The sequence below is a fragment of the Dyadobacter sp. Leaf189 genome (genome assembly GCF_001424405.1).
GTDB lineage: Bacteria > Bacteroidota > Bacteroidia > Cytophagales > Spirosomataceae > Dyadobacter.
Window position 1 is genome coordinate 1,289,000 of the sequence record NZ_LMPS01000001.1, and the last position, 19,549, is coordinate 1,308,548.

General features: G+C 46.7%; 18 protein-coding genes. 10 read left to right on the forward strand and 8 right to left on the reverse strand.

Annotated features, from left to right (window positions below; translation table 11 throughout):
• Positions 1–12: 12 nt before the first annotated feature.
• Genes ASG33_RS05450 through ASG33_RS05460 form a run of 3 tightly spaced genes read right to left on the reverse strand, consistent with a single transcriptional unit; the run spans position 13 to position 2,664 of the window.
• A complete protein-coding gene (locus ASG33_RS05450) occupies positions 13–876 on the reverse strand; it encodes a carbohydrate-binding family 9-like protein (protein ID WP_229238563.1) in 864 nt (287 codons plus the stop codon).
• The gene (locus ASG33_RS05455; protein ID WP_056281168.1) at positions 873–1,346 is read right to left on the reverse strand and encodes a GNAT family N-acetyltransferase; all 474 of its coding nucleotides are present in this window, start codon (positions 1,344–1,346) and stop codon (positions 873–875) included. The genes ASG33_RS05450 and ASG33_RS05455 overlap by 4 nt, the downstream gene beginning before the upstream one ends.
• Before the next feature lies 1 nt (position 1,347).
• Positions 1,348–2,664 (reverse strand): hypothetical protein, encoded by a 1,317-nt coding sequence (locus ASG33_RS05460; protein ID WP_056281169.1) that lies wholly within the window; start codon positions 2,662–2,664, stop codon positions 1,348–1,350.
• A 222-nt stretch (positions 2,665–2,886) separates the two neighbouring features.
• On the opposite strand from ASG33_RS05460, the gene ASG33_RS05470 reads away from it, so the two are divergent.
• Positions 2,887–3,456: an RNA polymerase sigma factor gene (locus tag ASG33_RS05470; protein WP_056281173.1), complete on the forward strand. Its 570-nt coding sequence runs from the start codon at positions 2,887–2,889 to the stop codon at positions 3,454–3,456.
• Between the two features lie 293 nt (positions 3,457–3,749).
• Here the strand turns inward: ASG33_RS05470 and ASG33_RS26150 are convergent, their stop codons facing one another.
• Positions 3,750–3,881, reverse strand: a complete 132-nt coding sequence (locus ASG33_RS26150; RefSeq protein WP_255356466.1) for a hypothetical protein — start codon at positions 3,879–3,881, stop codon at positions 3,750–3,752.
• Positions 3,882–4,156: 275 nt separating this feature from the next.
• Here ASG33_RS26150 and ASG33_RS05480 point away from each other — a divergent pair, with 275 nt between their 5' ends.
• From ASG33_RS05480 to ASG33_RS05490, 3 genes are all read left to right on the forward strand, one after another.
• Positions 4,157–6,607 (forward strand): T9SS type A sorting domain-containing protein, encoded by a 2,451-nt coding sequence (locus ASG33_RS05480; protein ID WP_056281177.1) that lies wholly within the window; start codon positions 4,157–4,159, stop codon positions 6,605–6,607.
• 113 nt (positions 6,608–6,720) lie between these two features.
• Complete coding sequence (locus tag ASG33_RS05485; protein WP_229238564.1) at positions 6,721–8,112, forward strand: GH1 family beta-glucosidase; 1,392 nt, start codon at positions 6,721–6,723, stop codon at positions 8,110–8,112.
• Positions 8,113–8,185: 73 nt separating this feature from the next.
• On the forward strand, positions 8,186–8,542 hold the full coding sequence (locus ASG33_RS05490) for a hypothetical protein (protein WP_056281179.1): 357 nt from the start codon (positions 8,186–8,188) through the stop codon (positions 8,540–8,542).
• Here ASG33_RS05490 and ASG33_RS05495 read toward each other — a convergent pair whose 3' ends face one another.
• Positions 8,543–8,770: a hypothetical protein gene (locus ASG33_RS05495; RefSeq protein ID WP_056281180.1), complete on the reverse strand. Its 228-nt coding sequence runs from the start codon at positions 8,768–8,770 to the stop codon at positions 8,543–8,545.
• A gap of 263 nt (positions 8,771–9,033) precedes the next feature.
• On the opposite strand from ASG33_RS05495, the gene ASG33_RS05500 reads away from it, so the two are divergent.
• Positions 9,034–10,074 (forward strand): DUF4097 family beta strand repeat-containing protein, encoded by a 1,041-nt coding sequence (locus tag ASG33_RS05500; RefSeq protein WP_056281182.1) that lies wholly within the window; start codon positions 9,034–9,036, stop codon positions 10,072–10,074.
• A 114-nt stretch (positions 10,075–10,188) separates the two neighbouring features.
• Positions 10,189–11,160, forward strand: a complete 972-nt coding sequence (locus ASG33_RS05505; protein ID WP_056281184.1) for a helix-hairpin-helix domain-containing protein — start codon at positions 10,189–10,191, stop codon at positions 11,158–11,160.
• Between the two features lie 4 nt (positions 11,161–11,164).
• Here the strand turns inward: ASG33_RS05505 and ASG33_RS05510 are convergent, their stop codons facing one another.
• The gene (locus tag ASG33_RS05510; protein WP_157474580.1) at positions 11,165–11,935 is read right to left on the reverse strand and encodes a TIGR00730 family Rossman fold protein; all 771 of its coding nucleotides are present in this window, start codon (positions 11,933–11,935) and stop codon (positions 11,165–11,167) included.
• Positions 11,936–12,067: 132 nt separating this feature from the next.
• On the opposite strand from ASG33_RS05510, the gene rpiB reads away from it, so the two are divergent.
• Positions 12,068–12,499 (forward strand): ribose 5-phosphate isomerase B, encoded by a 432-nt coding sequence (gene rpiB / locus ASG33_RS05515; protein ID WP_031525927.1) that lies wholly within the window; start codon positions 12,068–12,070, stop codon positions 12,497–12,499.
• Here the strand turns inward: rpiB and ASG33_RS05520 are convergent.
• Positions 12,496–13,908 (reverse strand): hypothetical protein, encoded by a 1,413-nt coding sequence (locus ASG33_RS05520; protein WP_056281185.1) that lies wholly within the window; start codon positions 13,906–13,908, stop codon positions 12,496–12,498. The genes rpiB and ASG33_RS05520 overlap by 4 nt on opposite strands.
• Before the next feature lie 206 nt (positions 13,909–14,114).
• Here ASG33_RS05520 and rbfA point away from each other — a divergent pair, with 206 nt between their 5' ends.
• The 3 genes from rbfA to ASG33_RS05535 are packed head-to-tail and all read left to right on the forward strand — an operon-like array spanning position 14,115 to position 18,416.
• Entirely contained in the window at positions 14,115–14,498 is a 384-nt protein-coding gene (gene rbfA, locus ASG33_RS05525; RefSeq protein WP_056281187.1) for a 30S ribosome-binding factor RbfA, read from the forward strand.
• Positions 14,499–14,514: 16 nt separating this feature from the next.
• Positions 14,515–15,741, forward strand: a complete 1,227-nt coding sequence (locus ASG33_RS05530) for an FtsX-like permease family protein (protein ID WP_056281189.1) — start codon at positions 14,515–14,517, stop codon at positions 15,739–15,741.
• A gap of 41 nt (positions 15,742–15,782) precedes the next feature.
• Positions 15,783–18,416 (forward strand): M1 family metallopeptidase, encoded by a 2,634-nt coding sequence (locus ASG33_RS05535; RefSeq protein ID WP_229238565.1) that lies wholly within the window; start codon positions 15,783–15,785, stop codon positions 18,414–18,416.
• 9 nt (positions 18,417–18,425) lie between these two features.
• Here ASG33_RS05535 and ASG33_RS05540 read toward each other — a convergent pair whose 3' ends face one another.
• Entirely contained in the window at positions 18,426–19,490 is a 1,065-nt protein-coding gene (locus tag ASG33_RS05540; protein WP_056281193.1) for a substrate-binding domain-containing protein, read from the reverse strand.
• Positions 19,491–19,549 lie beyond the last annotated feature (59 nt).

Here is a 19,549-nt window from a genome sequence, read left to right on the forward strand (position 1 = left end):
TACATTCAATCCTCATTTAGCCTTGCTTACCTGCTGTGCATGGAAGGTCAGCCGGCCCCAGTATTCGGGGTAATGCATGTTAATAATTCCCTGCGGCGACCATACCCAGTTATATTCCGGAAGAATCTTCTTTGTTGCGGGATCACGCTTTCTGGCGTATTTTCCATCGCTGTCCACTTCGTGTTGCCAGTTAACGCGCGAAAAGTTAATCCGCCATTCAGACCCGTCTTCGGGTATCACTGCCGTCACCTGGCTGGTGGATAATCCTGTAAACGGAATCGCAATTTCGACAGTCCATCGCTTGTCGCGATCGGCTGCATTGTTGATTGTTCCGTCAATGGACACGGCAGTTAGCAACCCTTTGATATCCCACCGGATGTCGGCCTTTCCGCCGCTGCGGTAAGTTTTTGGGAGAAAAAGATCAAAGATGTTGTTGAGCGCATTTACTTCCAGCTCGTAGTAGTTGTCGGTATCTCCGTCGGGATCAATGAAGACCTCGAAATCATTTTCCAAATAAACGATCTGGTCTTTCCTGTTCTGATAAGCCCAGATATGCTCTTCCTCGATCACGGCAGCAATGTAGAGGTAGTCTTTGTCCCAAAGCATTTTTGCCCGCGTTTGCTGCAAGGGTTTAGGCTTTTTATCTCCTTCTATATCTTCAAAAAGTGAAGTCCACGCAGCTTTTTTCCACGAACCCTCATTAAGCTTACCGTCAATGACGATTTTCTTGTCTGGTTGGTAACAATCATAGCTTTTCGGCTGCGCGGGAGCCTGTGCAAGATTTTCCTGAAAAAAACCGGGTAGTACCGAGGCAAAAAGAGACAGGCAGGTTCTGGAAAGCAATGTTGAAAAACCTGTAACCGGAATGCCGCTCATATTTTTTTCTCAAAATAGAGTACCCCTTCGTAGGGGTTATAATTGTAAGGCGGCGTTTCCACGAACCCGAAAGACTTGTACAATTTAACCGCTGCCGGCATTTTGGGGCCAAGCGTGTCCAGCTTGATGGTTTGATATCCCAATACTTCCGCCTTTTCGATCAATGCGCCCAAAAGCGCCTTACCAATGCCCATTCCCTGGAATTCGGGTTTGATATACATTCTCTTTACTTCGCAGGTGTGGTCATTTTCTATTCTCCGCAGTCCTGCTACTCCGATCGCCTGGTTATCGGCTTCAACCAGGAACAAGGCGCCGGTTGGTTCGCCGTACATTTGCGGGAGAATGGTCAGTTCATCGTCAAAATTCTGAAAGCAGAGGGTAAAATCCAGGGAGTTGGCGTAAGCGAGGAACATCGCTGCGCCTGCCTCGTATTCGGATGCTGTACCGGCTTGTTTAATGTGGTAATTCATACTATTTCGTTTTTTCTAAAAGTCTTCCCGCGCGCATCTGGTTGCTGAGTAAAGTCTGGAAAAGTTTCCATCGGAGCTCAGGCGCATTCGCGGTACCGCCCTGCGATTCAATGTAATTTTTGACAATATCCTGTCCGTAATTATAATTTATCACATAGCTTCTGTATTTCCGGATAAAGCGGATATAATCCGTTGCGCCTTTTGGCGGCAGCAAACAATAGGCTTCGAGCCAGCGCTGAGCCTCTTTTTCATCCATCGTTCCAGCCAGCAAGCCACGCGCAACTTCGTTTCTTGCATAACCAAGCCGGGATTTAAGAGATAATGCATTGAAATAAGCACTTGTGCCTGCGGTATCCAGACCGGCTACGGGCAAAAGCACATTCTTGCAAAACTGCTCCTGCTCTTTTCCAGGGAACGCAATGGAGATACCATAATTGGCGCTGCCTTCTGCAATGAGCGACTGCGGACTGAAAAGCGGGTAGAGGGATACTTCCAGCCAGCCTTTGTCACGGAAAAGGTTCTTTTCCAGCAATGCATTGTACACGTGGTGTCCGGGGTAACCTTCATGGCAGGCGAGATCTATTGCACGTTCAATGAAGATCGGCTGGCTGATATTGATCTGGATCAGGCTGTGAAAATTGCCTTTGTACCAGTTGTAGCCCGACCAGGGTTTGTCAGTAACATATTCCAGCTCGAAGGTTTCGTTTTCAGGTAGTTTGTAATGGGCCAATGTCCTCCTGCGTGCTTCGGCAATGGCGGTTTGAAAAACGGTATCGATTTTATCTTTCGGAATCAGAAAGCGCCCGGCCATTTTCTGGTAACGCTCCTGGATGCTGCCTTTGCCTGGCAGAACACGGTCCAGCTTGGAGATCAGATCCTGGAAATGCTTTTCATTAAAAACAGGCGCAGTCGCGTCGAAAAGCTCTTTCGACTCTGTGTCAAAAGGAGCGAAATCCTGGGTGAAAACTTTGATCCGCCGCTCAAATGCAGTCAGTTGGTAAATCAGCCAGTCCGCGCGGGCAGCAATCGTGTCGTTGGTGGTACCTTTCTGTAATGCTTGCAACTGTGCTTTCAATGCAGCTGCTCTGGACAGAAAAGCTGCTTTTGGAAAGGTATCGGACTTGCTTTCGGAAGGTTTTAAGGAATCGGGACCATAATATGCATCTACAAAGTCGGTATCGTAAGCTCCGATCGCGAGCCCCAGTTTCACATATTCCTTCCCGATCGTACCGAGCTTCGCCTTATCATCCTCATTTTCAGAAGAAGAGGAACACGCGAAAAGAATAACGGACAGAAAGAGAGTAATGCATTTTTTCATAGCATTTGCGACTTGGTGGTTACTTGTTCGAATATAGGAATTTAGGTGCATGTGAGAAAGTTGTGGAAGCACTTTGGCGCTGCGGCACACATCAAAATCAACATACCCCAAAATGAGTTGTATTTTCCCAGTTTGTCCGGGTCAAAAAGCTGGAATAGAATTGATATTATCTTCTCTGATTCCAAAATATTGTGAACCCGAATAACAAGAAACAAGGCTGACATGGGCAAAAAGGCTGTATATGCAGAACAAGAGTTGGTAGTTCTGCTCAAGAACAACAATCGAACCGGATTCGACTATCTGTATGAAAACTATTCAGCTCCATTGTACGGCATTGTGCTGAAAATCGTGAAAAGCGAAGACAATGCAGCCGACGTATTACAGGATACGTTCCTGAAAATATGGAAGAACATTGGCACTTATCAGCCGGAAAAAGGTACCCTTTTTACCTGGATCCTGAATGTAGCCCGCAACACCGCCATTGACAAGTTGCGCGGTGAAGTAAAGCTCGAAAGAATGGTCAAATTACAGGCCGTTCCTGAACACGAATTAAACTCCAAACTGGCATTCTATCCTGCCGCAGCCAATTTCGACATCAAGCAACTGGTTGATAACCTGCTGCCTGAGCGGCGCACATTGATCGACCTGGTTTACTTCCAGGGTTATACCCACGAGGAAGCTTCTGAATACCTGAGCCTGCCGCTCGGCACGGTTAAGTCGCGCGTGCGTAAAGCTTTGCAGGATCTGCGCGGCGTATTTGCATTGCGCGAGATGAGCCTGTACGCAAACTAGAAAATCATAATTTTTTACAGCTAAAATCCATTAAAACTGAAAGGAAGGTTGTGGATTTCCGTAAAATGGCGTGTAAAACTTGTAGAAGCGGGCTTTTTACAAAAAATAAAATTGTCGAAATTCTTCAGTGGAATGGACCGTTTGGCGGACTACTATACTGCTGAACACTGCATGTTACAATTACCGTTAAATAAAAACGTGTTATTATTTGGCGCATCCCTGCATTCAATTGCGCTTGCAATTAATTTTACCTGCACAGTAACCGTGCATTTACCGGTTCTCCACAAGACAGCTCAGCCCGGCAAGCTGCCCGAAATGCACCCTGCATTTTCTATGAGGTAATTACCGCCAAGCGTTTCCTGCAAAGTTGAAATTAAGCTTCCGGGATACCGGTTGTTGGAAAGGCGTGATATAGAAAAATTCATATCGATACTTTTATGTATTGTCAAGAATTACTGTTCACCCGATTTCGAAATACATCAGTCTTTTTTCTTCTAAATTTTAGCAATTATGAGGTTTTTATCTCCGAAATACTTCTCAGTAAAACTGTAAAATTAATTTAGAAATCAGCAGTACACCTACTTTGGTTCGATTTGTAATATAAAAAAAGTTATATTTTTTAATGGTCTGCGCATGTACATTTGCCCGTACATTTTATTGACTTACTCATTAAGCTAACCATTTACAAATCAACTACCTTATGAAAAAATTTTCCTTACTGTTACTTTTATTCGTGCTCAATCTGGGAGTTAGTATGCCCGGGTTTAGTACAGGCGTCGACTGCGACTGTCTCGGCTCCCAGAATGCCGTGAAAAATGGAAGTTTCGAATCCGGTACAAACTATTGGAGCAAAACAGACGGTACCAACTTCGGCACCGATGAAGCATACAACATGTGCGGCAGCAAAAATGGTCTGATCACAGGGTCGGGTACAGTGTACCAGGTGGTAGATCTGCAAGGCGGAAGCCAGGTTGACCTTTCCATTTACGGAGGTACCCATACTACAAGCAAAACGCACCAGTTCAAGCTGACTTTCTACACAAGCAACAACCAGGAGATAGGTGGTGACGAAAACAGGAGAGTCATCAACATGGACTACAAGGTTACCAACAACCAGCTAAAACATTTCACAACTTCGATTACCGCGCCGGCCAATGCGGCGAAAGTGGTGCTGTCCATTTACTCCGGCGGCGATTATTTCAAGTTCGACGTGGCTTGCCTGGGTGTAACCCCGCCAGCACCGACTGACTGCGGATGCCCCGATTCGGAGAATGCCTTGGCTAACGGAAGCTTTGAAAACGGTACCGCGAGCTGGTCGAAAACGAGCAATACCAACTTCCAGACAGATACCAAATACAGCCAATGCGGCGCTAAAAACGGTCTGATTGATGGTGCCGGGATTATTTACCAGGAAGTAAACGTGTCGGCAGGCGCTGAGGTAAGCGTGAGTGTATATGGCGGAACGCACGATACGAGCAAGACGCACCAATTCTGGCTGACTTTCTACAACAGTGCCGGACAGAAGATCGATGGCCCTCACAACAAGGTAGTTGACATGAACTACAAGGTGACCCAGTACCATAAATTAGAGGAATACAAACTATCCGGTACCGCACCTGCTGGCGCCACCAAAGTGCGCTTGTCGGCCTATTCGAGTGGTAATTATTTTAAGGTAGATGTAGCCTGCATGAATATCACCACGCCTCCGCCATCTGACTGCGGCTGCCCTGACTCGCAAAATGCGGTTAAAAACGGAAGCTTTGAATCTGGTACCGATGCATGGACCAGGTCAACAGGCACAAATTTCAGCCAGGATGAAGCATACAGCGTTTGCGGTTCTAAAAATGGTTTGATCTCCGGAGCAGGCAGCATTTATCAGGAAATTGATTTGACACCCGGCAGCGTTGTGACTGTTAAAGTGTTCGGAGGTACCCACGATACTTCCAAAAACCACGTGTTCAAGCTTGAATTTTACACGAGCTCAGGTCAGTTGATTACCATTCCGGTAAACAGTGACAATAATGTACAAATGGATTACCGGGTTACGCAGACGCACAAACTGCAAGAATACAATCTGACAGCAACTGCGCCTCTTTTCGCGGCGAAAGTCCGTTTCTCTGCAGTTTCAAGTGGCGATTATTTCAAAATAGATGGCGTTTGTATGTCAATCACACCTCCTGCGAAAGAGTGCGAAGGTTGCAACGACAACAGGCTAACCAATGCGAGTTTTGAAGAAGGTGCTGTGGGCTGGATTACGACAGGCAATGTGAGTGCGGAAACAATTATCGCAAACTGCGGGTCGAAAAGCCTTATCCTGCAAGGTGCGGGTTCATTCCGCCAGGATGTAGCGGTTGACGGAAATTCAGGAAATACAGCCAACCTGATATTCTATGGCGCAGTTACTGAAAACAGGGACCAGAAAGTTCAGATCATTTTCCTTGACAATTCAGGAAAAGTGTTGGGTAGTATTTTCAGGGATGTTGATAAAATCGTAGATGCATCTCCGTGGGGATTGCAGAAATACATATTGGCGGGAACAATGCCGGTTGGTACTACTATCGTTCGGATCCAGGCGTCGGGATCAGAAAATTACCTGGCTATCGACGGTACCTGCTTAACTTTCACAGGCCCTCCGCTTCCTGTAACACTCGCTTCTTTCAATGTGAAAAAAGAAGGAACAACTGCTTCCCTGGTCTGGACCACCACACTTGAAACCAATTCTGACCATTTCGATGTGCAGCACAGCGGCGACGGTAAAAACTGGTCGGTACTTACCACAGTGAAAGCACAGGGTGAAAGCAAAGCCACTATCTCTTACAGCTATACCCACACCAGTCCCTCTGCGGTTAACTTGTACAGGCTGAAAATGGTGGATGCGGATGAGACTTTTGCATATAGTTCTATCAAGAGCCTGAATTTTGAAGGTGATGGACAAATGAGCATTTACCCGAACCCGACTTCGGACCGCATCAAATTTACTGGTAACCAGCAGATCAGCAATGTAAAGCTGTACAATGTAAATGGCGTGCTGGTACTTAACACCAAGCCGGATACGGACAATGAAGTGGACCTGACCAGGCTTGCACAAGGAACTTACTTCGTGAAAGTAAATGACGGTACAACCACACGCAAAATTGTGGTAGTAAGGTAAGGCAGTCTTTTGCAAACAGCCGTAAGGCTTTAAAACCCCTCCTCCTGAAACTCAGGGCGAGGGGTTTTTTACAATATGTTCCTAACTTTCCGGAAAAGTCACTTCGTCATTTTGTGGATTCTGTAAATCATTTTTCTAAATCGCCGGAAGGTACATTGGTACAGCAGGCGCCATTATCCCGGTCAGACTTCGGCACCGATTTTCGCTGGGGTGTTGCCACAGCCGCTTATCAGATAGAGGGTGCGGTGAATGAAGATGGCAGGGGAGATTGCATCTGGGATATTTTCGCGAAGAAGAAAGGTAAAATCAAAAATGGCGACAATGCGCAGACTGCCTGTGATTTTTACCATCAATATGAAAAGGATCTGCTGCTGGTCAAAGAACTCGGCTTTACTTATTTCAGGTTTTCGATTTCATGGTCGAGGATACTTCCATCGGGATTTGGAGCAGTCAATGAAAAAGGTATCGCATTTTACAACCGGCTCATAGACCAGTGCATTGCATTGGGCCTGGTGCCTTGGATTACGCTATATCACTGGGACCTGCCGCAGTCGCTGGAAGAGCTGGGGGGCTGGACGAACCGGCAGATCGTAGACTGGTTTTCAGAGTACGCGGCCATTTGTGCCACGGCTTTTGGCGACCGCGTCAAGAACTGGATCATACTGAACGAACCCATGGCAGTTGCCGGGCTCGGTTATACGACCGGCCTTCATGCGCCCGGCAAAAAAGGGATCTGGAATTTTCTTCCTGCGGTGCATCACCTTGCATTGTGCCAGGCCGCAGGCGGAAGGAAAGTTCGCGCGTTGGTACCGGGTGCATTCATCGGTACTTCTGTTTCCTGTTCTTACGTGTATGCAGAGTCGGGTAGCGCGGCAGATATCCGTGCGGCGAAAAGAGCCGATGCAGTAATGAACAAGCTTTTTGTTGAGCCGGCACTCGGGCTGGGTTATCCCGTTCAGGATTTTCCTTTTTTGTCAAATCTGAATCGTTACATGCGTGAAGGAGATCTGGATAAGCTTACGTTTGACTTTGATTTTCTGGGTGTGCAAAACTATTTCAGCGTCGTCGTGAAACATTCCTGGCTTGCTCCGGTAGTCTGGCTGAAAGAAGTGCCCGCGAAACTGAGGAACGTACCGGTCACCAGCATGGGCTGGGAAGTAGATGCCGACGGAATGTACAGGATTCTGAAACAATATGCTGCTTATGAAGGCATCAAGGAAATCATTGTGTCAGAAAGCGGTGCCGCCTTTGAGGATCATTATTTAAATGGAGAAGTAGCAGATCCCGAACGCAGGCAATATTTTGAAGACTATCTGGCTGCGATCCTGAAAGCGAAAAACGAGGGCGTGAAAGTTAATGGATACCTGGCGTGGACTTTAATGGACAATTTTGAATGGGCGGAAGGTTACGCTGCAAGGTTCGGATTGATTTTTGTTGATTTTGAAACGCAGCAGCGGACGATCAAAGAATCCGGTTTGTGGTTCAGATCTTTTTTGAATGCATGAAATCCGTCGCTCGCATTTACAACCATTAATGCGGCTTGTACGTCTTTCAGCAAACCTGTAAACTTATTACTAAATGAAAATCCTCATTGTACTTTTCGGCCTGCTTGCCTGGATAGGCTGCCACGATGAAAGCAGCGTGCTTGATGACGAAGTTGTGGAAGTGGAAGCAACCTGGACCAATCAGCTGGCGTCAGACGGTTGTTCGTGGCATTTCAGCGTTTCCACCAAGGATAGTACCTATTCTCTTTTGCCAGATGAAGCTTCGCGCAAGACAATTGAGGCAGAGCTGGGGATTATTAAAGAGTATTACAGCTTCACGCCGGTACAATTAAAGTACAGTAAAACCGGAAAAAAAGCCGCTGTTCAATGCGGCTGGGGTAAAACGGGTACTTTTGATGAAATCAAGGTAATCTCAATCCGCAAAAAATAATTACAAGTTCAGGATCTGCTTCGCCTCTTTCTCAGAATAATAGGGGCCTAATTCTGCCTCATCTATAATTTCCTGCACCTGCTCCTCTGTGGCAGGTGTTGCTTTTTCATGATGTTCATACTGGTTGTCGATGTGCAGGGTAATCAGGCCTCTTTGTTCCAGAGTTTGCAGGATTTTGGTTACCAGTGCATTGTCTGTATCATTAACCTGGATTTGGTAAGTTTTCATAAGCTTTTTGAGTTTGAAATTAAAATCTCAAAAATCGTACCCGCTGGTTACTGTTGTACTGGTTCAGTGGGCATTGTGCTTTGAAATTGTCCGGATATGAACAGTACTTATGGTGTAAGTTTCTGTCCAACAGATACTTAAATGGTGGCTCAATTATTGAGCATTCATTGAAACAAACAAAGATTTGCAGTTACCATTGATTTATTCGGAACCGCGCAACTTCTTCTTCGTTTTCAGCATCATTGAGCAAACATCTGATAATCATGAAAAAAAGACATTTACTTCTGATCGTATTTCCATTGTTGCTGGCAACGGGCGCTTTGGCGCAGTCTGACAGCGAGCAGCCTTACGTTTCCAAAAAATTCACAAGCTCATCTTTGAAAGAGCTTGTTGTTGAAACTTCGGGAGGATCCATTTCCGTGACTGGCGGACGAAGTGATGGTTTTAAGGTAGATATGTTTGTAAAACCAAATAACTGGAATGGAAAAGACGAGCTATCGAAAGATGAAATTGAAGACCGGCTTGAAGATTACGATATCCTGATCGGAACAGAGGGGAACAAGGTTGTGGCTACGGCCAAGCGGAAATCGGGTACTACCTGGAACGACAAAAAGAGCATTTCGATCGGGTTCAAAGTATATGCGCCGAGGAATGTAGCAACTAATCTGAAAACCAGCGGAGGCAGCATTAAGATCGCTTCCTTAACCGGTGAGCAGAATTTTCAGACAAGCGGAGGAAGCCTGAAAGTGGAAGATCTGAGCGGAATGATACACGGACGTACCTCCGGCGGGAGCATTGACGTAACAAATTGCACTAACGAAATCGACCTTGAAACCAGTGGCGGCAGCATCAAGGCAACCGGACTGAAAGGCAAAATTGAACTGAATACCTCCGGAGGCAGTATCACACTCAACAGCATCAATGGCGATGTAGTGGCGCATACGAGCGGCGGCAGTGTGAAAGGCGACGATATCAGCGGCGCATTGGATACGGGAACTTCGGGCGGTTCTGTGCGGCTGGCAAATGTTTCGGGCAGTATCAAGGCAAGCACAAGCGCGGGCAGCGTAGAAGTGGAACTCACCAAGCTGGGCAAGTACGTGGATATATCCAGCTCCGCCGGAAGCGTGCGCGTAACTATGCCGATGGACGCGGGAATGGACCTGAACCTGAAAGGAAACAAAGTCTCCATCCCTTTGAAAAATTTCGATGGTCGCGCTGAGAAGGAATATGTTCGCGGTAAAATGAATGGCGGCGGCATTCCTGTCACATTATCAGCCAGCAGCGGCAGCGTTTATGTAAATTGATCCATACAAAAGCATTACGAAAGAACGTCGGGTTTATCGCCTGACGTTTTTTTGTTTTTTTGACCGATACCAAAATGAATTCCGGACGTCAAAAGGGAAAAGCGCTTTTGACATATGTTTAAAAAACTGACGGAGCAGATTCAGGATTTCTTTGGGATTTCAAGAAAGGAGGCACGCGGCGCGATCGCATTGATGGTGCTTTGCGCGCTGGTTATCTGGTTTCCCTTTTTATTCAGGAGGTATATACTCCCGCTTTTCCCGCCCGGTCCGGCGCCGTTGAGCGAGGCGAAGCTGGATAGCATTGTGGCCGACATTGAAACTGAAAACAAAGCCAGGTTTAAGGAACAGAAAAAGAAGTCGCGCCAGCAGTACGAAAAACCTGCCAAACCAGCCCATCTGTTTGCATTTGACCCGAATGCGGCTACTGTGGAGCAGCTTGCTGAGCTGGGAATACCAATGTTTTTGGCCAAAAGGATAGATAAGTTCAGGTCAAAAGGAGGGAAGTTCAGGAAAAAGGAGGACCTGCTGCACATCTATGATTTTCCGCCGGAGCTGTTTCAGAAGCTGGTTCCTTTCATTGAAATAAAGAATAACAACACTGCATTGACTTCAAAAAGTAACTTCTCAAATGCACCTGAAAATGTCAATAAAGCCAGAGAAGGAACACGGAAATTTACGCCTCCCGTTATCGCTTCCTTTGATATCAATACTGCGGATACTGCCCAGCTCGTCAGGCTGCGCGGCATTGGTACCAAACTTTCTGTAAGGATATTGAAGTTTCGCGATGCACTTGGCGGGTTTCATTCGAAGAGCCAGTTTGCCGAAATCTTCGGTCTTGATTCGATTGCGTTGGGTGAGCTTGACAAATATGCGGTGATATCGACCGGGGTGAAAAGGATCAATATCAATACGGCGACTGCTGCTGAACTGGGAAGTCACAGCTATATGAAAAACAAAAAGCTGGTTTCAGTAATTATCAATTACCGTAACCAGCATGGAAGCTTTAAAAACAGCGCCGATCTGCGCAATGTAAAAATACTTGACGAGGAGCAACTGCGGAAAATAGAGCCTTACCTCGACTACTGAACCATTAAAAGTTAGGTTTCAGCAGGTATTTGGAATAGAATGTATCGATCACCTTCACAGCCTCGTCGGGTGTATCTACAACGCTGATCAGTTTCAGATCTTCCGCATTGATATTCCGCTCCGTGAGCATTGTGCCTTTGATCCAGTCCAGCAGCCCGGTCCAGTAAGAACTTCCAACCAGCACGATCGGGAAGCGGCCGATTTTCTTGGTTTGGATCAGGGTTAATGCTTCAAAAAGCTCATCCAGCGTACCAAAACCGCCCGGCATCACTACAAAACCTTGTGAGTATTTGACAAACATTACTTTCCTCACAAAGAAGAAGTCGAAGTTGATGCTCTTGTCATGGTCAATGTAAATGTTGCTGTGCTGTTCAAAAGGCAATTTAATATTGAGCCCGACAGACTTACCGCCTTGCTCGGATGCGCCTTTGTTACCCGCTTCCATGATACCCGGCCCACCACCGGTGATCACCCCGTACCCGTGCCTTACCAGCTTTGCAGCGATTTCCTCAGCTGTTTTGTAATGCGGGTTATCTGGCAATGTCCTCGCCGAACCGAAAAGGGAAACGCAGGGGCCGATCTTGGCCAGTTTGTCAAACCCTTCCACAAACTCGGCCATTACTTTAAATATAACCCACGAATCGGCACTTTTTATTTCATTCCAGTTCCTGTCTTCAAATGCTTCCTTGATCCTTTTTTCATCTTCGGGCACTGCCGGATTAAGAAGGGAAACGTCAACCAACTCTGCATTGGTTGGTTTTGTTTGTTCACTCATATCACTCATATTCTAAACTCCATTTAATTGTTAAACCATATAATGGTATTTTTGTATTACAAGCGTGCCTTGGAGCCGCTCGCTATTCACCCGACCGTCTGCAAAAGACGGGCCTTAATTAACAGAAAAGTAATGAGAAAAATTGCTATTGGTTCAGATCACGCCGGATTTCCATACAAAGAACCGATCATTGAATGGCTGACTGCAAATGGTTTCGAAACCAAGGATTTCGGGACTTACAGCCCTGACTCTGCAGACTATGCAGATTTCGCACATCCTGTTGCCAGTGCTGTTGAAAGCGGCGAGTTTGAAAAAGGGGTTTTACTATGCGGAAGCGGCCAGGGGGTTTGCATTACTGCCAATAAACACCAGGGAATCCGCGCTGCATTGGTGTGGGATACTCCGCTGGCAGCATTGACGAGGCAGCACAATGATTCCAATGTAATCTGCTTTCCGGTACGTTTTATGGAGCTGGAAACCGCATTGGCGAGCCTGGAAGCTTTCCTGGCTACCGAATTTGAAGGCGGCCGTCACCAGACGCGGGTTAATAAAATCGCTTGCTAGTTGGTGCGTTCGTAAATGCCTTTCCAGGGGCTCAGCTTATACTGCTTCTGTAATGCCGGAACTCTGCTGAGCAGTTTCGGCATTAAATTCACTTTGTCGATCACGTAATCCGGCGGGTCCTTTTTGAAATTATCATAAACATGGATCACGCTGTCGAAGTTATCCAGGCTTCGCAAATCGTAGCTCGCCAATTCCCAGTTCAGGTAGGGTGTGGCGGTGTAGTTATCGATATACTCTCCTGAGTGACTTCCCAAAACAAGAATGCGTTTCCCGGTAATCTGTTCAGGCAGGTTAGCCGGCTTGGTGCGCAGGTTTTCCAGTCTTCCCATTGAAATACCCGGAATAATTCCCCGTAGTCCCTGGTACTGAATCAAAATAATCACCGCACCCATTAAGGTGAATTGCAGCTCGTCGGCCCAGCTGTTTTTCTTGAAACTCTGAAAATAATGGGTAGCAAAGAATGCAGCTGGCGGAATGAAGATCACAAACTGCATAGGAGCCAGAAACTGCATGAGCGGAATTGTAAATACCGCGACAATGAACCACAGCGCCATTACCTGCTGAATGCGGGTTTGATAGTTGACAAACCTAAGCGTGGTGAATATCCGCATAAAGCCCATGATCCCGAAACCAAGCGGCAGCAAGAGTGAAGCAAGCAGCGACGAGAAATCGTTGAGGTTATATTGTTTTACCTGAAACACCGAAGTAAGCAGGTTCCTGTTCAAGCTTTCAATGCCGTTGTTCAGATAGAAAAAGAGCACGACCATTAACAATGGAAACAGGGAGCCGAAAAGACCCAGTAAGTGGTGTCGGATCGTGGAGCCCGTGTAGAACAGCAGCGCCAGAAACGCCCAGATTACAAACAGAGATGCAGGCAGATAAAACAAGGTCGCGATCCCGATATAGAGCCCCATTTCAAAAACCTGCGTAGTAACCTCCCGCCTTACCAGCATTTTGACGATCGACCCGAATGCAAAAAGCAGGAATGTGTTGGCCATCAACATGGGTGAAAGTGTACCCATATCAAAGGAGATGTTGAGGAAAAGGGTGTAGAGCGCCCCGGGCAGGAATGTGCGTTCGGGGAATACTTCCCGCGAATGGATGACATAGTTAAAATACAGGATCTGGACAATGGATACCGTCATCGCGGCGATCTGATAAACCCATTGCGTGCGGCCGAAGAGGCTGTCGATCAGCCAGTATGTTAAGCCCGAGAATGGGCTTACATTGTCCCACACATCCCGGTAAAGCATGAAGCCGCGGCCCATTTGTTCACCCACGAGCATCCAGCTCAGTTCAGGGATCAGCAGGGGTGCGCCACCCAGGAAAAAGGGGAGGCGGAGCAGCAGGAAGAATACTACCAGGCTGATGGTCTGATACCTTGCATTGACTCGGAAAAAACTAAGCAAGTACGATGCGGATTATGTAGCTTACGGGAATAACTTTTACGAAATTACAACGCTGCATTCTACAAAAACAAAATAAGTGCGGATATTTGTGATCATTGGAAAAACGTGGAAGGATGATTTAGGAATGTAGTTTACATTACCCTAACTTGAGAAGCAGACAGTCTGAGTACCGCAAACGCGACCCTTCTCCGATAAAGAATTTACACATGGAATCGAAAAGACAACAAAAAGTAGGCAGGCAAATACAAAAAGATCTGGGCGAGATTTTTCAAAAAGACGCACAGCATTTGATCAACGGATCGATTGTGACGATTACTGCAGTGAGAGTTACACCAGATCTGGGCATAGCAAGAGCCTACCTGAGCTTTTTACCGGATAATAAAAAGACCATTTTACTGGAAACGATCAAGGAGAATACGCGCTTTATCCGCCAGAAGCTTGGCGAGCGTGTTCGCCACCAGCTGAGGATCGTACCGCACCTTCAATTTTACATGGATGACACAGCAGAATATGCGGCCAAAATGGAACTGCTGTTCTCCGATATTGTAATACCTCCTGCAGCGCCGGACGAGGAAGAAGAAACAAATTGATTCAATCCTCCCGGTCATGGATCTTTCTTACCGAATTGCCGTTCGCTATTTTTTCTCGCGCAACAAAAGAAGTTTTATCAGCCTGATTGCCCGGATTGCGATGGCCGGCGTGGCTGTCGGAACAATGGCAATGGTGGTGGTACTCTCTGTCTTTAATGGAATGGAGGATCTTAACCGGAAAATCTTCAAGACTTTTGATTCTGACATCAAAATAGCACCGGCGGCCGGAAAGCGGTTTACGATTACGCCTGCCATGCTCACCAGCATTAAAAAGGTGAATGGAGTGAGTGTGATCACCGAAGTGATTGAGGACAATGCGCTGGCAAGGTACGGTCATCAGCAGACTATTGTTCGTCTAAAAGGAGTAGACCGCACTTTTGAGCAGCAGGAAAGACTTGATACGGCGATGATCGAAGGTTCTCTAACATTGCGCGGCACAAATGGAACTCCGTATGCGATCGTATCAGAAGGTATCCGCAATGCATTGTCTATTTCGCTGGAAGACATTCTTACACCCCTCGAATTCCTATATCCCAGAACAAGTACAAAGGCACTGAACCTCACCTCGCCGGAAGCTTTCAATCAGTTGGCGTTGAGGCCGGGTGGCGTATTTTTTATAGAAACCCGCTACGACGATTACGTGATCGCGCCGGTGGACCTGGTCGATTCGCTGATGCAATACCGGGGTGACAGGTCGGCGATCGAGATCAATGTAAGTCCGGGATTTCGTGAACAGGCAGTGAGCGCGCAGCTTGCGAGTGTGTTGGGCAAGGATTTTGTGGTAAAAGACCGGGATTCCCTGAATGCTGATTTGCTGCGTGCGATCAAAATGGAAAAGCTTTTTGTGGCTGTTACCCTGTCCCTGATTATTTTAGTTGCCGCAATCAATATTTTCTTTTCATTGAGTATGCTGGCAATCGAGAAGAAAAAGGATATATCCATGTTGTATGCACTTGGCGCGACGCCTTCGCTGATCAGGAAGATTTTTCTGACAGAAGGTGCCATCGTAGCGCTTTCCGGAGCAATATTCGGCTTAGTCGGAGGTGTCCTGATTTGCTGGTTACAGATTAAATACGGCTTTGTTTCAATGGGAATGACTACTTCACTGGTGGATGCATACCCGGTCAAATTAATATGGGAAGATATACTCTATACAGGCATTGTTGTCGTTATGATTACCATGATAGTCTCTTACATACCAGCCCGGCGCGCAGCCGAGGCGGGCGCTATTTTGCGCGTTTAAGTACTTCCGAGAACAGAAAACGACTTATTAAATTCGATAATTTGAATCACTCCCCAGCTAACAATTCGAAAGCAGATATGACCGGTCGCAATACCTTACTTTTGAGCCGACTAATCGCTACAATCTTTGCATTCAATTTACTTTTGACCTCCGTCTCGGCCGCTCCTGATAACCGGGTTCCGGCTGATACAGTTTACCGGAGAAATCCCGGTTCTATCACTAAAAAAGGTCCTTACCGCCCTGAACGTACCAAAAAGAGCGATATCATTTACACGCGCCTTGACGTACAGTTTGACTGGGTCAAGCAGCAGGTACCTGCCTCGGCTGTAATCGCATTCAAGTCACACTTCCATCCCCAGAATACATTGGAACTGGATGCAAAAGGTTTTGATATCAAAGGCGTATCAATGCTGGACACTGTCGGAGATTATGGCGCACTTACTACGGAGGAAATTGCCGGAAAGGTGATCAAAAAGCTGAATTTTACTTATGAGGATAAACGAAAGCTGATCATCAAGCTTGATAAGAACTACACACGAAATGACACGCTGCTTGTTAAAATCGACTACGTAGCCAAACCAAACGATCTGCCTAGAAACAAGCCCGACGATAGTCAGACCGATAAGGGATTGTACTTCATCAATGCAGACGGGCTGGACGAGGGCAAGCCGCGGCAAATTTGGACGCAGGGAGAAACCGAGGGCAGCTCCTGCTGGTTCCCGACTATCGACGCGCCAAATCAGAAATTCACCCACGATTTTTACATTACTGTAGACAGTACCTTTAAGACACTGTCGAATGGACTGCTGATCGGGCAGAGCGAAGGTAAAAAGGGAACACGGACAGATCACTGGAAACAGTCCATTCCCCACGCGCCATACCTCGCTATGATGGCAGTAGGCGACTTCGTGGTTGCCAAGGATATGATGCCCAACGGGCTTGAATTAAGTTATTACGTAGAGCCCAAGTACGGAAAGGATGCACATGCGATCTTCGGCCGCACTCCTGAAATGATGGGTTTCTTTTCCAATATATTCGGCGTTGAGTATCCCTGGGAAAAATACGCGCAGATAGCAGTGCGCGATTTTGTGGCGGGAGCGATGGAAAATACAACGGCTACCGTACATGAAGAAGGTGTGCAAAATGATACGCGTTCGCTGGTGGACGGGAATTCGGATGCGGTAATTGCCCACGAGCTGGCGCATCACTGGTTTGGCGATTATGTAACCTGTGAGGAATGGGGCCAACTTCCTTTAAATGAATCTTTTGCCAATTATTCCGAATACCTGTGGAGCGAGTATAACGACGGGAAGTATGAAGCTGACTGGGGTAACTTACAGGAAATGAAGAGTTACATGCTTGAATCAGAGACCAAGCAGGTGCCAATGATCCGCTATTTTTATAAGGATCGTGAGAATATGTTTGACAGCCACTCTTATGCAAAGGGCGGGCGCATTTTACATATGCTGCGGTCGTATGTGGGCGACGATGCTTTTTTTGCTTCCCTGAAATACTATCTGCGTAAAAATGCATTGGGAACAGTTGAAATTGATGATCTGAGAACTGCATTTGAAAAAGTGACCGGTGAAGATCTCAACTGGTTTTTCGACCAGTGGTTCCACCGTCCGGGGCACCCTAACCTGAAAATACAGCAGGAATATATGGCCAATACAGGCAAGGTGGTATTGAAGGTGAAACAGGCTCAGGATACACTTGCGACTACTGTTTACCGGCTTCCGCTCAAAGTGGATGTGTGGGTGAGCGGTAAAAAAAACCAGTATAATGTGGTGATTGACAAAGTAAGCCAAACCCTGGAATTCCCTGCTGCCAAAAAGCCTGATCTGGTTGTATTTGATGCAGACGCGCAGCTGCTAGCTGTAATCGAGCATGAGAAAAACCGTCCTGAAATGCAGTTTCAGTATTTGAATGCAGATCGCTTTCTGCATAAGTATGATGCGTTGTCTCAACTGGAAGGCGCGCTCTCCGACACAACGGTGAAGAATATACTCGAGAAGGCAATGGGAGACCCGTTCTGGAAATTCCGTCAAATGGCGGTGAGTAATTTCGCCGAATATGCAGGCGCTGGTTTCGCCGACATTGAAACTAAAATTCAGAGCCTGGCCCGCAAGGATCCGCATCCGCAGGTTCGCTCCGAAGCGATTATTACTCTGGCTTCGTTTGGCGATAATAACAGTGATTCGATTTTTAAGGAGGCGCTTAGCGACAGTTCCTATCTGGTGGTATCCGTTGCGATTGAAAAATACCTGATGTCACAGCCGAATGATGCCAACGAGATAGCTGCCCAGTTTGAAAACTCACCCAACGACGCGATCGTGACGTCGGTTGCTAACTACTACGCAGGTCTAGCTCAGCCGGAGCGGTTTGACTGGTTCCTTGAAAAAATGCGGGCGATGAAGCCTACTGAGAAGTATAACTTCCTGCAGGTGTTTGGGAAATACCTCATTAAGTCAAAGCAGGATATTCAACGGAAAAGCATTCCGGTACTTGAAGGTCTGGCGCGGGACAATTCCTCTTATTTTGTCAGATTCGGCGCATTCCAGGCACTAGGGCTTCTGACGGACATTCAGGGTGTCACCGCACTCAGAAAAGATATCCGTGCGAAAGAAACCGAGCCAAAGCTTAAAGAAATGTACGCACAGTTCGGAGATCTTTAACAAATCTCGTCACTGCGGATCGAGGTAGTAATCCAGATTTTCCTTCGTGATAATATCGAGCGGAAGGAATTTAATGGGTGCTACCTCTTTTTTAAATACGAGGTGATTAGCCAGCTGGTGTATTCCCCAGTATCCCTGACCAAGCGGATTTTGGTTGATAAGGAAATGGATCACCTCTTTGTTGAGATAATCGAGGTTCGCTTCCACCAGGTCGTATCCTACCAGCTTGATGTCTTTCAGGCTGTTCTTTTCCAGGTAAGCCGCTACTTCAAAGGCTTTGGAATTAGTAACGTAAATCGCCTTCAAATCCGGGTTTTTGCTTCTGATCGCGTCAAGCTCACGGTCAGGACCTTCTTCATCTGAAAAATGAACTTCCCTGCTGATTACCTCAAAGCTTCTTCCATTCCCGAGACTTTTGAAATAATCTTTAAAACCTTCCTCTTTGGTGATCAGGTGAGCTGAGTTGGATATGTCTTCATTGATATGCGCAATCAGGATACTGCCGGAAGATTGCAATCCGAAACTCAGGATTTTGGCTGCCAGCGAACCACTCCGGTAGGAATCCTGCCCGATATAACACAGCGGATTAACGTGCTCGATCTGCGTATTGAAGAGCACATACGGAATGTTCATGTCTGCCCACTCCTTGAAAAACGGTAGTACCTCCTTGTAAAACACCGGTGCAATCAGCAGCCCGTCGGGTTTCTCGGCAGTTACCTCCTGCGCGCGCTCGATAAAAGATTGATCGTCGTGCGGATCGAAAATGAATTGTGTAATGGACAAACCGTATTGCCGGAGTTCCTTCTCTGCTTTCTCCAACCCCAGGCGTGGCGCCTGCCAGTAGGGGTCGAGTGCCGGATCAGGAACAAGTACTGCCAGATTATAGGTACGCTGCGATTTAAGTGACTGCGCAATGAAGTTAGGTTCGTAGTTCAGCTCTTTGATAATGCTCAATATCCTTTCCCGTACATCGTCGGCAACCCTTCCGCGGTTGTGTAGTACACGGTCAACAGTCCCTTTGGAAGTTTGTGCACGCTCGGCTATATCTTTTATTCTTACGATTTTCTTTTTCACAATTTAATCAGAGGTAGTTAGCTTCTGTGAAGCATGCAAAAGTAGTAATTAACAGCACT

Coding starts and splice junctions, on each gene's coding strand:
- ASG33_RS05450 (WP_229238563.1), bottom strand. CDS start 876: ATGAGCGGCATTCCGGTTACAGGTTTTTCAACATTGCTTTCCAGAACC.
- ASG33_RS05455 (WP_056281168.1), bottom strand. CDS start 1,346: ATGAATTACCACATTAAACAAGCCGGTACAGCATCCGAATACGAGGCA.
- ASG33_RS05460 (WP_056281169.1), bottom strand. CDS start 2,664: ATGAAAAAATGCATTACTCTCTTTCTGTCCGTTATTCTTTTCGCGTGT.
- ASG33_RS05470 (WP_056281173.1), top strand. CDS start 2,887: ATGGGCAAAAAGGCTGTATATGCAGAACAAGAGTTGGTAGTTCTGCTC.
- ASG33_RS26150 (WP_255356466.1), bottom strand. CDS start 3,881: ATGAATTTTTCTATATCACGCCTTTCCAACAACCGGTATCCCGGAAGC.
- ASG33_RS05480 (WP_056281177.1), top strand. CDS start 4,157: ATGAAAAAATTTTCCTTACTGTTACTTTTATTCGTGCTCAATCTGGGA.
- ASG33_RS05490 (WP_056281179.1), top strand. CDS start 8,186: ATGAAAATCCTCATTGTACTTTTCGGCCTGCTTGCCTGGATAGGCTGC.
- ASG33_RS05495 (WP_056281180.1), bottom strand. CDS start 8,770: ATGAAAACTTACCAAATCCAGGTTAATGATACAGACAATGCACTGGTA.
- ASG33_RS05500 (WP_056281182.1), top strand. CDS start 9,034: ATGAAAAAAAGACATTTACTTCTGATCGTATTTCCATTGTTGCTGGCA.
- ASG33_RS05505 (WP_056281184.1), top strand. CDS start 10,189: ATGTTTAAAAAACTGACGGAGCAGATTCAGGATTTCTTTGGGATTTCA.
- ASG33_RS05510 (WP_157474580.1), bottom strand. CDS start 11,935: ATGAGTGAACAAACAAAACCAACCAATGCAGAGTTGGTTGACGTTTCC.
- rpiB (WP_031525927.1), top strand. CDS start 12,068: ATGAGAAAAATTGCTATTGGTTCAGATCACGCCGGATTTCCATACAAA.
- rbfA (WP_056281187.1), top strand. CDS start 14,115: ATGGAATCGAAAAGACAACAAAAAGTAGGCAGGCAAATACAAAAAGAT.
- ASG33_RS05530 (WP_056281189.1), top strand. CDS start 14,515: ATGGATCTTTCTTACCGAATTGCCGTTCGCTATTTTTTCTCGCGCAAC.